Source organism: Subsaxibacter sp. CAU 1640 (assembly GCF_023156585.1).
In the GTDB taxonomy this organism is placed as follows: domain Bacteria; phylum Bacteroidota; class Bacteroidia; order Flavobacteriales; family Flavobacteriaceae; genus JBPOFM01.
The window spans coordinates 410,605-428,522 of the sequence record NZ_JALNMI010000002.1 but is presented as its reverse complement, the minus strand read 5'-3'; the positions used below and the strand labels follow the sequence as shown (position 1 = coordinate 428,522).

Annotated in this window: 15 protein-coding genes; 5 read left to right on the top strand and 10 right to left on the bottom strand. The window is 36.5% G+C overall.

All coding sequences use genetic code 11. The annotated features are described in order from the left end of the window. The first annotated feature begins 5 nt into the window (after positions 1-5). Entirely contained in the window at positions 6-2,363 is a 2,358-nt protein-coding gene (locus M0G43_RS06505; RefSeq protein ID WP_248024542.1) for a GumC family protein, read from the top strand. Between the two features lie 2 nt (positions 2,364-2,365). On the opposite strand, the gene rpe is transcribed toward M0G43_RS06505, so the two are convergent. The 8 genes from rpe to M0G43_RS06465 all read right to left on the bottom strand — a co-directional run bounded on the left by rpe (position 2,366) and on the right by M0G43_RS06465 (position 12,082). Then, positions 2,366-3,025: a ribulose-phosphate 3-epimerase gene (gene rpe, locus M0G43_RS06500; protein ID WP_248024540.1), complete on the bottom strand. Its 660-nt coding sequence runs from the start codon at positions 3,023-3,025 to the stop codon at positions 2,366-2,368. 143 nt (positions 3,026-3,168) lie between these two features. Then, positions 3,169-4,032, bottom strand: a complete 864-nt coding sequence (locus M0G43_RS06495; RefSeq protein WP_248024539.1) for an RNA polymerase sigma factor RpoD/SigA — start codon at positions 4,030-4,032, stop codon at positions 3,169-3,171. A gap of 90 nt (positions 4,033-4,122) precedes the next feature. Then, on the bottom strand, positions 4,123-4,497 hold the full coding sequence (locus tag M0G43_RS06490; protein ID WP_248024538.1) for a hypothetical protein: 375 nt from the start codon (positions 4,495-4,497) through the stop codon (positions 4,123-4,125). Positions 4,498-4,638: 141 nt separating this feature from the next. Next, complete coding sequence (locus M0G43_RS06485; protein WP_248024537.1) at positions 4,639-6,900, bottom strand: polyribonucleotide nucleotidyltransferase; 2,262 nt, start codon at positions 6,898-6,900, stop codon at positions 4,639-4,641. Between the two features lie 162 nt (positions 6,901-7,062). After that, positions 7,063-7,332 carry a 30S ribosomal protein S15 gene (rpsO, locus tag M0G43_RS06480; RefSeq protein WP_248024536.1) on the bottom strand — a complete coding sequence of 90 codons (270 nt, stop codon included), beginning with the start codon at positions 7,330-7,332 and terminating at the stop codon, positions 7,063-7,065. A gap of 132 nt (positions 7,333-7,464) precedes the next feature. Beyond that, the gene (gene accD, locus M0G43_RS06475; RefSeq protein WP_248024535.1) at positions 7,465-8,322 is read right to left on the bottom strand and encodes an acetyl-CoA carboxylase, carboxyltransferase subunit beta; all 858 of its coding nucleotides are present in this window, start codon (positions 8,320-8,322) and stop codon (positions 7,465-7,467) included. 83 nt (positions 8,323-8,405) lie between these two features. After that, complete coding sequence (gene fbaA / locus M0G43_RS06470; protein ID WP_248024534.1) at positions 8,406-9,473, bottom strand: class II fructose-bisphosphate aldolase; 1,068 nt, start codon at positions 9,471-9,473, stop codon at positions 8,406-8,408. Between the two features lie 122 nt (positions 9,474-9,595). Continuing rightward, positions 9,596-12,082, bottom strand: a complete 2,487-nt coding sequence (locus M0G43_RS06465) for a BamA/TamA family outer membrane protein (RefSeq protein ID WP_248024797.1) — start codon at positions 12,080-12,082, stop codon at positions 9,596-9,598. A gap of 172 nt (positions 12,083-12,254) precedes the next feature. On the opposite strand from M0G43_RS06465, the gene M0G43_RS06460 reads away from it, so the two are divergent. After that, positions 12,255-12,989 carry an RNA methyltransferase gene (locus tag M0G43_RS06460; protein WP_248024532.1) on the top strand — a complete coding sequence of 245 codons (735 nt, stop codon included), beginning with the start codon at positions 12,255-12,257 and terminating at the stop codon, positions 12,987-12,989. Here the strand turns inward: M0G43_RS06460 and M0G43_RS06455 are convergent. Next, entirely contained in the window at positions 12,976-13,704 is a 729-nt protein-coding gene (locus M0G43_RS06455; protein ID WP_248024531.1) for a porin family protein, read from the bottom strand. The genes M0G43_RS06460 and M0G43_RS06455 overlap by 14 nt on opposite strands. Positions 13,705-13,707: 3 nt before the next feature. Continuing rightward, entirely contained in the window at positions 13,708-14,436 is a 729-nt protein-coding gene (ubiE, locus tag M0G43_RS06450; protein WP_248024530.1) for a bifunctional demethylmenaquinone methyltransferase/2-methoxy-6-polyprenyl-1,4-benzoquinol methylase UbiE, read from the bottom strand. A gap of 136 nt (positions 14,437-14,572) precedes the next feature. On the opposite strand from ubiE, the gene trkA reads away from it, so the two are divergent. The 3 genes from trkA (at position 14,573) to M0G43_RS06435 (ending at position 17,768) form a co-directional block, all read left to right on the top strand. After that, positions 14,573-15,922, top strand: coding sequence for a Trk system potassium transporter TrkA (trkA, locus tag M0G43_RS06445; RefSeq protein ID WP_248024529.1), 1,350 nt, complete (start codon positions 14,573-14,575; stop codon positions 15,920-15,922). Between the two features lie 3 nt (positions 15,923-15,925). After that, positions 15,926-17,422, top strand: coding sequence for a TrkH family potassium uptake protein (locus tag M0G43_RS06440; protein WP_248024528.1), 1,497 nt, complete (start codon positions 15,926-15,928; stop codon positions 17,420-17,422). A 94-nt stretch (positions 17,423-17,516) separates the two neighbouring features. Continuing rightward, positions 17,517-17,768: a hypothetical protein gene (locus M0G43_RS06435; protein WP_248024527.1), complete on the top strand. Its 252-nt coding sequence runs from the start codon at positions 17,517-17,519 to the stop codon at positions 17,766-17,768. The last annotated feature ends 150 nt before the right edge of the window (positions 17,769-17,918 follow it).

The following is a 17,918-nucleotide window of genomic DNA, read 5'->3' as shown; positions in this document are numbered from 1 at the left end:
TCCTAATGAGGCAAGAAGAAATCAACGCATTAAAAAGCAACAAATCTGATCAAGGAGAAGTTATAAAGCAAGAGTTTTATAAGTATTTGCGCTATTGGATATGGTTTGCCATCGGAATATCCTTTGCTTTTTTAATTGCCTTTTTATACTTAAGGTATACGCCACGTATTTACAACAGCAGTGCCAAAATACAAATATTGAATAAACAAAAAGGTTTAGAGCTGCCGTCTTCAGCGTTTGTATTCAATAGGTCTAATATAAATCTGGAGAATGAAGTTGAAATTCTTCGATCGTACCGAATCATTGAGCAAGTAGTAAGAAATCTTAATCTCACAATGGAATTCTATGAAGAGGGAAGTGTGAGAACTACGGAAATCGATAGATTCCCTTTTGAAGTTAAAAAGAATGTAGAAAATGAGAACATTCAAACTTCTCAAACATTTCGAATTGAGGTCAAAAAGGAAGCATTTGAAATTTTTAGCAATGGGAGTGATCAACCTACAGTCATACCGAATTTCAATTCGTATTTGATACGTCATAAATTGCCATTTGATTTAAGGACTGAAAATGGCTCGAATATCAAAGACATTGTAGGAAAGACATTTATTTTGAGGTTTCTTCCTCTAACTTCAGCCACTACTAAACTTAAAAATAAAATTACTATAGGATTGGTAGGGAAAGCCAGTGATTTATTGCAAATAAGCCATTCAAGTGAAAGCAGACCCAAATCTGAACGAATTTTGAATGAATTGGTTGAAGTGTTCAATATGGACGGAATTATTGATAGACAGGAAGTGTCAAAGAGAACCATTGACTTTATTGATGAACGATTTGTGTACTTGGCTCAAGAATTGGACTCCATTGAAACTGAAAAAAAGGACTTCAAACAATCGAATGATATCATTTATATAGAGTCGAACGCAGCCGAAGGACTCGGCCAACGGGCACAATCTGATCAAAATGTCTTCAATATTGAAAATCAGATTTTACTTTCCAAAATGCTTAAGGAAACCTTGGCTTTGGATAAAAATAAGGAATCAGATTTGCTGCCATCAAATATTGGTATAGACAATTCTATAGTGAATTCATTGGTAGATCAATATAATACATTAGTTTTTGAACGTGATAAACTCATGATAAGTGGTGGCGAGAGTAATCCAAAGGTTCAAGTAGTCAATAGTAAATTAAATGAAGTAAAGGATAATATAAGGGTATCGTTATCAGCTTATGAGCAGCAATTGGATGCTTCAAAAAAACAGTTATTGGGCAGAAATCAAAGGTTTGTTTCTGAAGTTGCACAATTGCCTAGAAAGGAAAAGCTGCTTAATTCTATTGAAAGACAGAGGGTCATCAAAGAAACTTTGTATTTATTCTTGCTTCAGAAACGTGAAGAGGCGGCAATCAATTTGGCAATCACTGAACCATCCATCAAGGTAGTTGAGTATGCCTTGTCAGGAAGTGCTCCAATTTCTCCTAACTCTAGAAGTGTTTATCTCTTTGCATTGATCGCTGGACTATTGATCCCTTTCGGGGTTTTATACGCAACTATCGTATTGGATACAAAAATCAAAAGCAAAAATGATATTGAGGTAAAGGTGCCTAACGTTCCTGTATTGGCCGAATTGCCTAGGATTAAAGATAAGGATTTAGTGTTTAGAGATCCTACTGATAGAAATGTACAAGCCGAAGCTTTTCGTATCTTAAGTTCTAATGTAAATTATATTTTATCTATGAACGCGCCAAGCGATGGTAAGGTTATTTATTGCACTTCTACCATTAAAGGTGAAGGGAAAACTTACGTCGGACTCAATCTATCGTTGGCTTTAGCCAGTCTCAATAAGAAGGTGTTGCTTGTGGGTGCCGATTTGAGAAATCCTCAAATCCATAATTATACCGACCATAACAAAGACGAAGCTGGTTTATCCAATTATCTTCATGACGCGTCCTTTGATTGGAAAAAGGCTCTTTTCAAAGGTTTTGAAAAGTATCCCGAACATTACACTCTATTATCGGGGAGTATACCTCCAAACCCTACCCAATTATTGACTAATGGTCGCTTTGAAAAATTGCTCTCAGAAGCCAAAGAAAATTTTGACTATATTGTTGTAGATACCGCACCTACAATTCTTGTAACCGATACGATGCTTATTTCTCAATGGGCTGACGCGACTTTATATTTAGTAAGAGCTGAATTCACAGAAAAAAACTTGTTAGATTTTTCAAAAAATTTACATGAGACAGGGCGTTTGAAAAATATGGCTTACGTGATAAATGGTGTTGGTGCAAGCAAATCATATGGGTATACATATAATTATGGCTACAGTTATGGTTACGGCGCAAATATGAAAATTAGGAAACGATAACTTTAATTTATCAGCTTTCTTAATTCGCTAATCGTTTTTATTGGGTTTTCACTTTGAAACACAAAACTACCTGCCACCAGAACATCTGCACCTTGAGTAATCAATTGTTTGGCATTTTTATTTGTAACTCCGCCGTCAATTTCAATTTTGGTGGAGGCACCTTTCTTAAGGATTAATTCTTTTAATTGTCTCACCTTATTATAAGTGTTTTCAATGAAGCTCTGACCTCCAAATCCTGGATTTACACTCATTACACAGACCAAATCAATATCATTGATGGTATCTTCTAGAACATTCACATTTGTATGAGGATTTAATGCCACACCAGCTTGCATTTCTTCGGATTTTATGGCTTGAATTGTTCTATGCAAATGTGTGCAAGCTTCATAATGTACTGTGAGATTGTTGGTTCCTAAATCAGCAAAAGTCTTAATATATCTATCAGGATCCACAATCATCAAGTGAGTATCGACGTACTTTTTGGTGTGTTTTGTAATCGCCTTTAGAACAGGCATTCCAAAAGAAATATTTGGAACAAACATACCATCCATAATATCAATATGAAACCAATCGGCTTCACTTGCATTAACTATTTCAATATCTTTTTGAAGATTGGCAAAATCTGCCGCCAAAATTGAAGGAGCAATTAATTTTGAATTCATTTTGTAGTTGTATTGTTTTTGCAAAAGTAGCCTAAAAAAGCGAACCCTCGGTAATCAGCCGAGGGTTCTTTCATCAATCAAAAAACGAACAGTTATGTTGTAACTGTTTGTTACTGTTATTTAGTCGTAACAAATTGGCGTTACTATCCTAAATAGGTTTTTAATATTTTGCTTCGCGACGTATGTTTCAATCTGCGAATTGCTTTTTCTTTTATTTGTCTTACACGTTCACGTGTCAAATCGAATGTTTCACCTATTTCTTCCAAGGTCATAGGGTGTTGATCGCCAAGACCAAAATACAAACGAATCACATCTGCTTCACGTGGTGTCAATGTTTCAAGAGCTCTTTCAATCTCTGTGCGCAAAGATTCATGTAACAAATCTTTATCAGGATTTGGAGATTCACCAGAACGCAATACATCGTAAAGATTTGAATCTTCACCTTCTACCAAAGGAGCATCCATTGAGACATGGCGTCCTGAATTCTTCATCGATTCTTTAACGTCGTTAATAGTCATATCCAACTCTTTGGCTATTTCTTCAGCACTAGGCGGACGCTCATGACTTTGTTCCAAGAATGCGAAAGTCTTATTGATTTTATTTATCGAACCAATCTTGTTCAAAGGCAAACGAACAATACGAGACTGTTCAGCCAATGCTTGAAGAATTGATTGACGAATCCACCATACGGCATAAGAAATAAATTTAAAACCACGAGTTTCATCAAAACGCTGCGCGGCTTTAATCAATCCAAGATTACCTTCATTGATCAAATCGGGTAACGTCAAACCTTGATTTTGATATTGTTTTGCAACAGAAACCACAAAACGTAGGTTTGCTTTTGTCAATTTTTCCAAAGCACGTTGATCACCAGCTTTGATTCGTTGTGCCAATTCTACTTCTTCGTCAGCAGTAATAAGGTCAACTTTTCCAATCTCTTGAAGGTACTTGTCTAGCGAAGCTGTTTCCCTATTGGTAACCTGCTTCGTAATTTTGAGTTGTCTCATCTAATTTTATTCTGTTTTTTACCACGAATTTCATATCGCATATAGTTATACGGATGAAGTCGCATAAAAGTTACAGTAATTTCAAAAAAATTAAATTTTAATTAGTTTTTTATCGTTCAAGTTAATGTCATCCAACATTTCATTCGTGAATTTGTAGTGGCCACGAGTGGTTATAATCTTGAATCGATGAGATTTCATAGTGCTTAAAGTGTTCAAAAACAACCATTTTGACTTTAATAAATTTGGCTTGTCTGATTTTAAACTTAATTCAAAATAATGTTTTCTACCTTCCTTTTCCGCAACAATATCTGGAGTAATGTTGATATCGCTTCCCTTTTTATGATACGATTTTGGCGTTTCATAACCTTCGGCATCGGCTTTGATATTTTCAAAACCAATATTCTTTAAGTACGTAAGAGAGTTACTTAAAATGTCTGAATATTTTTCTTTGTCTGTGTAAACCATAACCTATAATCTAATCAAAATATCGACAAATGCAAATTTTTAACGGGCTTTAACGTTTTGGGCTATGACAGAGCATTTTCCATGAAAAAAGCCATTGCTCTTTTGAACAATGGCTTTTTCAATAAACGTATTGAAAGATTATTAATCTTCGTTTCTATCTTCTCGTGGTCTCCGATCATCACGACGATTGTCACGATTTCTATTATCACGGTTGCCACGATTGTCACGTCCACCTCGGTTATCACGATTGTTGTCTCTTGGAGGTCTTTCTTTAAAACCTTCTGGTTTTGGAAGAATAGCTTTTCTTGAAACTTTTTCCTTCTTTGTTTTAGGATCTACGCCAAAGTATTTCACTTCAAACACATCACCCATATTTACAACATCAGAAACATTTTCGGTACGTTCCCAAGCCAACTCACTCACGTGAAGCAATACTTCATTACCAGGAGCTTTCGTATATTCAACAACTGCTCCAAAATCTAGCATTTTGATGACTTTGACTTCGTAAACTTCGCCAACTTGTGGTTTGAACAACAAAGAATCAATTTTTGCCAAGACTTTGTCGATACCTTCTTGGTCTGTACCCAAAATCTCAACAATACCTTCTTCAGTAACAGGGTCTTCGTTGATAACGATCGTTGTCTTGGTTTCTTTCTGTAGTTCTTGAATTACCTTTCCACCAGGTCCGATCAATGCTCCGATAAATTCATTCGGAATTGTCGTAGTGATCATTTTTGGAGCATGTGGTTTCACGTCTGCATTTGGTTGAGCAATGGTCTCCACTAGTTTATCAAGAATGTGCAAACGACCTGCTTGCGCTTGTTTCAAGGCATTCACAAGAATTTCGTAAGACAATCCTTTTACTTTAATGTCCATTTGACAAGCTGTAATACCATCAGCCGTACCGGTTACTTTAAAGTCCATATCGCCTAAATGGTCTTCATCTCCAAGAATGTCCGACAATACAGCATATTTCCCTGTATCAGCATCAGAAATCAATCCCATAGCAATACCAGAAACTGGTTTTTTCATTTGAACACCAGCATCCATTAACGCCATAGTTCCTGCGCAAACAGTTGCCATAGACGAAGAACCGTTACTTTCCAATACTTCAGAAACAACTCTTACAGTATACGGACAGTCGGCAGGTACCATTCCTTTTAATGCACGTTGTGCCAAGTTTCCGTGACCAACTTCGCGTCTAGAAGTTCCTCTGATAGGTCTCGCTTCTCCAGTTGAAAAAGGAGGGAAGTTATAATGCAAATAGAAACGTTCTTCACCTTCAAAAGATGGCATATCGATAACATTGGCCTCTCTTGATGTTCCAAGGGTCACTGTTGCCAATGCTTGTGTTTCGCCTCGTGTAAAGATGGATGATCCGTGCGTTGAGGGTAAGTAATCCACTTCGCACCAAATTGGTCTGATGTCTGTTGTTTTACGACCATCCAAACGTAAGCCTTCATTCAATGTCAAATCGCGAACAGCAGCTTTTTCGGCAGCATAGAAATATTTAGAGACCAAATCTCCAAAATCTTCTAATTCTTCTTCAGTAAAAGTGGCTTTCACTTCCTCTTTGATTTCGGAAAAAGCACTGCTACGTTCGTGTTTTGCTGATGCTTTCTTGGCAACTGCATACACTTTTTCATAGGTTAGTTCTCTAACTTTTTTGTTCAATTCCTCATCTTCGCGCTCTGGCTCATACTCACGAGTTTCTTTTTTGCCAAACGCTTCAGCCAATTTAACTTGCGCTTCACATTGAACTTTGATGGCATCATGTGCAAACTTGATAGCTTCCACCATTTCTTCTTCTGAAATTTCTTTCATTTCACCTTCTACCATCATCACAGAATCAGCAGAGGCTCCAATGACCATATCAATGTCAGATTCTTCTAATTGAGCAAATGTTGGATTGATAATGAATTGCCCATTGACACGACCAACTCTCACTTCAGAAATAGGCGTCTCAAATGGAATATCGCTCAACTGTATCGCAGCAGATGCCGCCAAACCTGCCATAGCATCTGGCATCACATTTTCGTCATGAGACATCAACTGAATCATCACCTGTGTTTCTGCATGGTAATCTTTTGGGAATAATGGACGCAACACACGGTCTACTAAACGCATGGTCAAAACTTCACCATCGCTTGGTCTTGCTTCTCTTTTGAAGAAGCCTCCAGGATAGCGACCTGCCGCTGCAAATTTTTCTCTGTAATCAACTGTCAATGGTAAAAAATCAACAGGACTTTGCTCGTAATTGGAAACAACAGTACACAATAGCATGCAATTTCCTGATTGAACAACTACCGAACCATGAGCTTGTTTGGCCAATTTTCCGGTTTCGATGGAAATTGTACGTCCATCACCAAGGTCTATGACCTCTTTAAAAACTTTTGGAATCATAAATTTTTTAATTCTAATTAAACAATGGTCGTTGTGTTGTTGTGTAGTTGTTGTGAGACCAATGAAAAACTATAATCAGCTTCTTATTTGCGAGTTTTTTGCTCTTTCGCTTGAGCTATTTATAACAAAAAAACCACGCTTGTAGGCGTGGTCTTTGAGTGATTATTTTCTTAATCCTAGTTCTTTAACGATGGCACGATATCTCAAGATATCTTTTTTGGTTAGGTAATCAAGTAGTGCTCTACGTTTACCTACCAATTTTACCAATGAACGCTCTGAATTGAAATCTTTACGATTGTTTTTTAAGTGTTCAGTCAAATGATTGATTCTGTGTGTGAACAAAGCGATTTGTCCTTCTGCGGAACCAGTGTCTTTGGCATTTTTGCCGTGTTTTTTAAAGATGTCCTCTTTAACTTCTTTTGATAAATACATGCTAATATTATTGTAAATGATTGTTATGTACTGACTCGATTTTCGAATCAAGGTGCAAATATAGTGTTTTTTAGTAATTTACAAGAGGAATTTATTTAAAAAGAAAAGCGAGCTCATAGGCTCGCTTTGTTATTAAACTCTCAAAGGTTGATTCGTAATCAAGTCAATATAGAGGTTGATTTTATTTTTTAAATCCTTACGTTCTGTAATGAAATCCAAGAAGCCGTGTTCCAAAAGAAATTCAGCCGTTTGAAAATCTTCAGGCAATTCCTGACCTGTAGTATCTCTTACCACGCGAGGGCCAGCAAAACCAATCAATGCTCCAGGTTCACTAATATTGATGTCACCTAGCATCGCAAAAGAGGCTGTTGTTCCTCCAGTAGTTGGGTCAGTACACAAGGAAATATATGGAATGCTTGCATCGGCTAATTGTGCTAATTTTGCTGATGTTTTTGCCAATTGCATCAATGATAACGCTGCTTCTTGCATACGAGCACCACCAGATTTTGAAATGACCACTAATGGAATTTTTTTCTTCAATGAGTAATCTGCAGCACGTGCTATTTTTTCACCAACCACAGAACCCATAGAGCCACCAATGAAAGCAAAATCCATACACGCAATGACCAAATCTTTGCCTTTTGATTTACCTACCGCACATCGAACGGCATCTTTTAACTTTGTTTTCTCCTGTGCGGCTTTCAAGCGTTCTGGATATTTCTTTGTGTCTTCAAATTTTAATGGGTCTTTGGAATCAAGGTTGGCATCCAATTCCTTAAATTGGTTGTCATCAAATAAAATCTGAAAATATTCCTTGCTACCAATTCTTACGTGATAGCCATCTTCAGGACTAACAAAATAGTTTTTCTCCAGTTCTTCTGTGTCAATAATCTTTCCAGTTGGAGACTTGTACCAAAGACCTTTAGGTGTGTCTTTTTTCTCTTCAGTAGTTGTGGTAATTCCCTTTGTTTTTCTTTTAAACCAAGACATGTTGGGTTCTAATTTTAGATTAACAATTAACGATTTTTGAATCAACAAGCATCGTAGTTAAAAGTCAGTTTAGCAATGCAAAGTTATAAAGTATTTACGTTATTGAGGTCTTCAAACGCTTTTTTTAATCGTGCCACAAATGCTTCTTCACCTTTTCGCAGCCAAACCCTTGGGTCATAGTATTTTTTATTTGGGGAATCTTCACCTTCTGGATTTCCTATTTGGCTTTTTAAGTATTCTGAATGTTGATTATAATAATCGCGAACGCCACTCATAAAGGCATATTGCATGTCGGTATCTATATTCATTTTGATGACACCATAACTAATGCCTTCGCGGATTTCTTCAACGGAAGATCCTGAACCACCATGAAATACAAAATCGATATGATTGTGGCCAACACCAAACTTTTTGGACACATAATCTTGTGAATTTTTAAGGATTTTTGGTGTCAATTTCACATTTCCAGGCTTATAAACTCCATGAACGTTGCCGAATGCTGCAGCAATGGTAAACTGGTCACTCACCTTGCTCAACTCTTCGTACGCATATGCCACTTCTTCTGGTTGAGTGTATAGTTTTGAATCATCCACATCACTGTTGTCCACTCCATCTTCTTCACCACCTGTAATTCCTAATTCGATTTCAAGGGTCATCCCCATTTTGCTCATTCTTTTTAGGTATTCTTTACAGATTTCAATGTTTTCTTCAATAGGTTCTTCAGACAAATCAATCATATGCGAACTGTATAAAGGCTTACCTGTTTCTGCAAAATGCTTTTCGCTGGCATCCAACAATCCATCAATCCAAGGCAACAATTTTTTAGCGCAATGGTCGGTATGAAGAATTACGGGGACACCATAAGCTTCGGCCATCAAATGTACATGTTTGGCACCAGCAACAGCACCAGCAATGGCCGCTTTTTGGTTATCGTTACTCAATCCTTTTCCTGCGTTGAAAATTGCGCCGCCGTTAGAAAATTGAATAATAACAGGGGCATTTAGCGCTTTTGCAGTTTCCAAAACACCATTGATAGTGTTGGAACCAATGACATTAACAGCTGGTAAGGCAAAACTTTTCTCTTTTGCCAATTTGAAAATTTCTTGAACTTCTTTGCCAGTTGCAACGCCTGGTTTGATATTATGACTCATGGATTGTAGTTTTAAGTTTTAAAATGGATATTCAAAAATAATGAAATAAAAGCAAAAAGGTGCGTTCGGTCTGTTGAAATTTTGGAAAAAGGCATAGCCTGATTCTTGCTTTTGTAATAAGTTTAAAATGGATAATTGATTCCGATATTGAAGACTGCCTTGCTAAAATTGTAATCCTTAAACCAACGATTTCCTAATTCATAAGCTGGATTATAGGTCTTAAACCCAACATCAAACCTCAAAACGAAGAAACTGAAATCGTAGCGAAGTCCAATACCAGAGCCTAAAGCAATATCCTTTAGCGAGCTTAAACCATCAAAAGTGGCACTTTCGTCTTGTGTGTCATCATAAATGTTCCAGATATTTCCAGCGTCTGCAAACAAGGCACCATAAAAACTACCAACAATATTGAAGCGTTGTTCTGCACTGAAATGCAATTTGAAATTTGCTTCATTAAATTCGTTGATGGAGCGAGAGCTTCCGGGTCCAAGATTATAGGCTGTCCAAGCTCTGTTATCATTTGGTCCTCCAGCGAAGAAACTTTTGGCAAACGGGATATTTGTGGAGTTACCGTAAGGAACAGCAATACCCAAATAGCTTCGGATTGCAAATACATTTTTGTGGCCTAAATCCCAATATTTCACATAGTCAAATTCGGCTTTAATGTATTGTGAAAATGCTACACCGAAAACTTCATACTTATCATTTTCATTCTTTTGAAAACCAGCAATTTTTGAAATATTGGACAATAAATTCCCAGCCAATTCCCCTCTAAAACGTAGAATTGAAAAATCATTGTCAAACAGATTCTCTCTGCGATTTTTTACGTAATTAAAACTACTTGAAAAAATAAGGTTGTCTTCGGTAAGCCTGTTTTTTCGTTCAGAAATGTTGCTTACATTTTGATAAGCTTCTTCTTCAGGGTCTAACGATGTGTTTTGAGATAACACATCACTGATAAATGCATCTGCTTGTTCTGGGATATCCAATTGATCATTGTTATTAACATAACCTATGCTTTGGGCGATGTCATTCAAGCTGTTAAACGAATTTTGATAGACTCGGAAGTAATTATCAGTATTTAAATTTTTAACATATTGTACATTGAACAAGTCCAATGTATTGGTGACTTTTCTTGAAGGATACCAATTATAACTCACAGCACCTGTGAACGTTTGCCTATCCAAACCAATATTACGTTGGCTCGTTGCTGCCGCACTGATACGCGTACTTGGCGACATAAATTTTGGAATTAATTTTTCCGTCTTCAAAGGGAAAAAGATTCTTGGAATGGTAAGTTTCATATTGGCACCAATCTCGTTGATGTCAAAAAAGGCATCCTCAGGATTATTGCTATCTTTTGAGGCTCCTATAGAACCAATGGCACCAATCTCGAAAATTTCTGCGCCTTTGAAAACATTACGTATCAATAAACCTGTACTAAACGAAAATCCAATGGTTTGGATATTACTTGTTGAAACTTCGGTAGTAAAATTAAGCCCGAATTTTTTCTTCGGAATTAAATAAATGTTTGTCACCAAAGAACTATCCGCTTCATTTTCGATGTACTCTATGTTTGGATATTTAAAAACTTTCAGTTCACTTAAATACCTATACGTTCTGGTTCTATCGATGTCTCTGAACAACCTGTCTTTGGTTATGAAAATGGCATCGGTTAGGGCTTTTGGTCTATATTTCAGTTTGTCATAACTATAAATGTTGTAGTTGTTGTACGTTAGAGAATCAGTTATTGGCGCATCTTTATTCTCAAAGCGGTCGTCTGTAAAAATATTGACTTCCTTAATGGTGTAGGCTTTGAAAGGTCTTCTGGTCACAGAATCTACATTTCGAATCATTCGGTTTTGTATGACAAGTTCTGTGTTGACTTTATGATTTGTGTTTACAGTATCAATCACAAAACTGATGTAATCCTGTCCAAAATGAAAATATCCAAGATTTCTCAATTGTTCAGTCAGCCTTGAGCGTTCGGCTCCAAAATTTGTGTCATCATACTGTTGCCCAGCTTTTAATAATGAACCATTTTTAAGATTTTGATGGTACAAGCTATCAATACTCGTCGTACTGATTTTCGCATTTAAAGAATCCAGAACATAAGGCGTACCTGTTTCTACAAAATATTCCACAGTTGCTCTTTGGTCGTCAGTTTTATTGATGGTATAGGATGTTTTCGCATTAAACCATCCTTTGCTAAAATAATATTGGCGTAAAAGTGTTTTTGATTTTTCTGCCTTATCTTCTTTAACAATTACAGGCGCTTCACCTGTTTTCTTCCACCAAGTATTGATATTTTTCTTGGCGTTGATAAGGGCTTCATATTGTTTTAGCGACAACAATTTTTTTTGACCAGTCCTTGGGTTGTCAGGATTTCGATACTTGGCATTTAAAATTGAATCGATATTCGGTCTAGCAAGGTTATAAAGATGCAAACGAAGAGGGTAGCCCAAAAGTTTTCCATTAGGCCTTTGATATATTAAGTTATTGACAACTTCGGTGCTATTCTTTTTATCATTGACATAGACTGTGTTTTTGGTCAACAAATGCTCGCCGTCCTTTACGCGTTTTATAGCATTGCACGAAGACAAAAGCATAAAGGTTAAGACAATTAATGATATTTTTGCAGGAGCGTATTTCAACACACAGTTAAATTATTGTTTAATTTGAAGCCAAATTTAATGTTTTAAGATTGTTATTGCTAAACAAAAATCAATCCAAAAACAATTGACTTTTAAAAGTAAACAGAACAAAAGTAACGACATTTTGATGCTTACGAAGAACCAAAAAAAAATAGTAGTCAGTTTATCACAGAAAAAATTCAGAAACCAACATCAACTGTTTGTGGTGGAAGGTAAGAAAGGCGTAGATGAATTTTTGAATTCTGAATTTGAACTGTCTCAATTATTTTCAACTTCTGACGAGTTTGAGGTTGAAGCAGAAAAATTGGTCCTGATTTCTGAAAAGGATCTGAAATCTATCAGCAATCTCACTACGCCCAATACAGCGTTGGCTTTGTTCAAAATTCCGAAAGGAAAAAAAGTGGACGATTCAAAATTGATATTAGCACTTGACGATGTTCGCGACCCTGGAAATTTGGGAACCATCATCAGACTTTGTGATTGGTTTGGGATTGATCATTTGGTGTGCAGTAAAGAAACTGTGGATTGTTTCAATCCTAAAGTGGTACAGGCTACAATGGGCTCATTGACGCGTGTTTCAACACATTATTTGGATTTGGAAAATTTCCTTAAGTCGTCAGATTTGCCAAAATTTGGAACTTTTATGGATGGCGCTTCTGTTTACAGCCATATTCTGCCAGCCAACGGAATCTTGGTAATGGGAAACGAAGCCAATGGCATTTCTACCCAAATTGAAGCATTGATCGATAGAAAAATCAGCATACCACGTTTCGGGAACCTTCAAAATACCGAAAGTTTGAATGTAGCTACAGCCACCGCAATTTTGTTGAGTGAATTTAGCCGTCGGACTATTGAAATGTAAAATTCACAAAAACACCTCTGGTTTTCATCATGGTAACATTGGAAGTCCAAGGGCTGTTAGGGTCAACATCTCTGACAATCTCATCATTTAAGGCAAAAACACCTCTTATGGAAGGCGTAAATTTAAAGTAGAACAGATAAAAATCAATTCCAAAACCCAACTCATAAAACAGCATATTCTTTTTCGTCCTGAATTGCCCTACACTGTTGTCATCAGGATTTTCTTCATTGCTCGACAGATTGAGTGCTGTTGAAAAACCACCAACAATGAATGGTTTGATGTTGTTGATTCGTTTTGTAGAAATCTTTAAAAGCAAAGGCAAATGAATATAAGTTGATTTGACCTCACGCATCAAATCTGCATCTGTAAACTCAATACCATCAAAATATCTTGGGTCATACATCAAATTTCTTTGTGTAATGTAAAGACCTGGTTCAAAACGAAGATTGAAATAATCGTTGATACGCAAATCTCCAACTAATCCGACATTGAAGCCCAGATTGTCTTCCACCAAAATATCTGGTCCGTCTTGTTCATATTCAAATTTGAAATCATAACTGTTCAAACCGAAGAAATAGCCCCAATTCAAAAGGTTTTTGTCCGTTGTTCCCTTTCCACCGTTGGCATCGTTGAGAATTCTTTCCTTGGTGAATAGTTGAGCCGTCGCTATTTGACCTGAACAAATGAACAGTAATACGAAGAGTATGTTTTTCATAAATTATTTAGATGCTTTATAAATCGTTGCCACTCCAAAGGTTTGCGGCAAGTCTTCGACACTATTAAACCCGATTTGTCTCAAAATATTGTTTAAGGTTTCTCCATACGGGAATTTTGACGCAGATTCACATAAATACGAGTAAGCCGATTGATCTTTCGAGAAAACCTTGCCAATGGTAGGCAAAATATATTTTGTGTAGAATGAATATCCTGCTTTATAAAAAGGTTTTGTTGGAACCGATGTTTCCAATATCACAAACATTCCGTTGGGTTTAAGGACCCTGTATATTTCTGCCAGACCTTTTTCCAAACTCTCAAAATTCCTGATTCCGAAAGCTACAGTAATCGCATCAAAGGTATTGTCATCAAATGGTAAATTTTCAGAATCGCCTACCATCATTTTTATTTTGGAATCGAGCTTCTTTTGTGCGATTTTTTTTCGACCTACTTCGAGCATTCCTTCACTAATGTCTAAACCAACAATCTCTGAAGCATTCGTTTTAGCAAGGTTTATCGCCAAATCGCCTGTACCAGTAGCAATATCCAAAATGTTTGAAGGCTGATGTTTAGTCACTATGTTCACCACCTTTTTTCGCCATTTTACATCAATACCAAAAGAAATAATACGGTTAAGACCATCGTATTCATTTGAGATGGTATCAAACATTTTTGTGACCTGCTGCTTTTTGTTGAGGTCGCTATCTTTATATGGAATTACTTTTTCGGACATCCAGAAAATTTTTGACAAAGATAAAATAATCGATTAGTTTTTAATTAAATAAAAAAACAGATTTATAAAGCCTCTGATTTATAGGGCTCTTTCAAAATTGTAGTATATTTGTTTGTTTTTTTGAATTCCCATACACATGAAAATAATCATTGCTGGAGCTGGTGAGGTTGGATTCCATTTGGCAAAACTACTTTCTTTCGAGTCACAAGAAATTACATTGCTCGATACCAAAAAGGAAAGTCTAGTTTATGCAATAGACCATTTAGATATTAGAGTGATAAAAGGCGATGCAACTTCCATTGCGATCCTTAATGATGCCAAAATTGAAACTTCTGATTTATTTATCGCAGTTACATCTTCAGAAACTACTAATATTACAGCATGTGTATTAGCAAAGCAACTTGGTGCCAGACGTACCATTGCAAGGATTTCCAATACTGAATTCATTGACCATAAAGATATCGTTGGATTTTCAAAATTTGGAATTGATGAATTGATTTCTCCTGAATCTTTGGCGGCTTCGGAGATAGAGTTATTATTGAATCAATATGGATTTAATGACAGTTATGAATTTGAGGAAGGTGCTTTGACGATGTTGAGCTTACGTTTATCTAGAACTGCCACATTCGTAGAGAAAACCGTGAAGGAAGCTGCTAAAAGCTTTCCAGAACTTCACTTTGTACCTATTGCCATACAGCGGTTTGGAACACAATACACGATAATTCCTCGTGGAGATACGCAATTTAAGGAGGGAGATAAAGTGGTTTTCATTACATCTAAAGGTGGTGACGAAGAATTGTTTGAACTTTCAGGACGAGTAAAGTTAGACATTCGTAATATCATGATTTTGGGAGGAAGCAAGATTGGTTTGAAAACTGCCAAGGACTTATGTCAGAGTAAATTCAATGTCAAGATTGTCGAAAGTAACAAAGAGAATGCTTTCGAACTTGCCGATGAATTGCCAAATGCCTTGGTCATCAATGGTGATGGCCGAAATGCTGAACTCTTGGAGGAAGAAAACATCAGTAATATGGATGCGTTCATTGCTGTAACTGGAAACTCTGAGACTAATATCATGTCTTGTTTAGTGGCCAAGTCTAAAGGTGTCAAAAAAACCATTGCTTTGGTTGAAAATATGGATTATTATCAATTGTCTCATTCTATTGGTATTGATACCCTTATAAATAAAAAACTCTTGGCTGCAAATAATATTTTTAGATACATACGCAAAGGTGAGGTGGTTGCCATGACCAAGCTTAACAATATGAATGCCGAATTGTTGGAGTTTGAAGTAAAACAACAATCCAAGATCACGAATAAACTCATCAAAGATTTAGATTTTCCTCGTTCCGCAATTATAGGTGGCGTCATTAGAAATGGAAAGGGTATGATACCTTTAGGAAATTTTACCATTCAAGCAGGAGATAGAGTGGTAGTTTGTTGTTTACCAAGGTCTATCACAGAAGTTGAAACGTTTTTCTTTTAGAAAATGGCAAAATTCAACTACAAGATAATTTTTCATTTTTTCGGATTACTACTGCTGTTCAATGGTGGCTTCATGCTATTATCTACTTTAATAAGCTTGATATATAAGGATGGCGTTACTTTAGAATTGTTTACTTCTGGAATTGCAGTTTTAATCATAGGTGTCATTTTAATGATATTGACCAAAAAACATAGCAAAGTCATGAATAAGCGCGAAGGGTATTTGGTCGTCACCTTCGGATGGGTCGTTATGGCACTTTCTGGAGCTATACCTTATATGATTACCAATACGATTCCTAGTTTTACAAGTGCTTTTTTTGAAACCATGTCTGGTTATACGACCACTGGAGCCACAATCTTGAATAATATTGAAATTGTTCCTGAAGGTGTCTTGTTTTGGAGAAGTACGACCCATTGGATTGGTGGCATGGGAATCATTGTTTTGGCCATCGCGATTTTGCCCTTGTTGGGAATCGGTGGCATGCAGTTGTTTGCTGCTGAAGCTCCTGGACCCAGCGCTGATAAATTACATCCGAGAATTACGGATACCGCGAAACGTTTGTGGCTTATTTATTTTGGGTATACGGTTGCTGAAACCATTCTGTTGAAGGTCGCTGGAATGTCGTTTTTTGATGCTATCAATCATTCCATGAGTACCTTATCGACAGGAGGGTTTTCAACAAAGAATGCGAGTGTTGCCCACTGGAACGACCAGCCCATTATTCAATATATCATTATTGTCTTTATGTTTTTGGCAGGTACCAATTTTGTATTGAGCTATTATGCTTTCAAAGGAAAAGTGCAGCGCGCTTTGGGTGATGAGGAGTTACGCTTATATTTTAAATTTATCGTTTCATTTACGGTAATCGTAGCTTTGATCATTTACTTCAGGGCAGATTTTTCAGTATCTACTATTAATCACCCACAAATTTGGGGCAAATTTGAAGCTTCTGTAAGGCATGGATTGTTTCAAGTTTTAACGGTAATAACTACTACAGGTTTTATTACAGCTGATTATACCTTATGGACACCATTTTTGGTGGTGTTTTTCTTTGGAATTATGTTTCTAGGTGGTTCGGCAGGAAGTACAGCTGGTGGTGTGAAAGTGGTAAGGCATTTGATTTTGATAAAGAACGGATTTTTGGAGTTTAAGAGAGCGTTGCATCCTAATGCCATTTTACCGGTTCGATATAATACCAAGGCCATTGCTGGAGAAATTGTATTCAATATCCTAGGTTTTTTTATCCTTTATATGTTATCGTTCATTGTTGGAGCTTTGGTGTTCTCAATGTTCCAAATCGAATTTCAATCTGCCGTAGGATTATCGGCATCCAGTTTGGGCAATATTGGTCCAGCATTGGGTAATTTCGGTCCCGTCAATAACTATGCTGCGCTGCCACCTTTGGCACAATGGTGGTCTGCTTTTTTGATGCTCATTGGTCGTTTGGAACTTTTTACGGTCTTGATTTTATTGACGCCTTTCTTTTGGAGAAACAGGTGATTTTTAGCGATTTGGAAATTGATATTTTTAATATTCTGTAACATTTTTGTTGTATACTCGTCTTACTAGTATAACCAATCAAACATCAATCATTATGGAATTAGTAATCAATACTTCAACAGTAACTTTATCAAAGAATACAGATTTTGAGATTTCGGAACCTCAAGGTTTATTAAATTCAAACTATCAATCACTTGTTAAGACTGCTCATAAAAATGCTTCAACTTCGTCTGTTTTCAGCAGAAGACAACGTGTGAAAGCACAACGTTTCCGTTTGGCAACTTATACTGAAGCGCTTCTTAAATTTTCAATTTGCACTGCTATCTTATTGGCAGTTGTGAGCTAATACTGAAAGATTTTTCTTTAATAGTCTGTAACATTTTCAATCTCTTAAGGACTAATCATTTAAAGCAGCTTTTTAAGAACCTTTAACTGATAGTTCTTGGGTTGATCTCCAAAATTTATCTTTTATTTTTTTTAAGAGTAGTGAAATTCA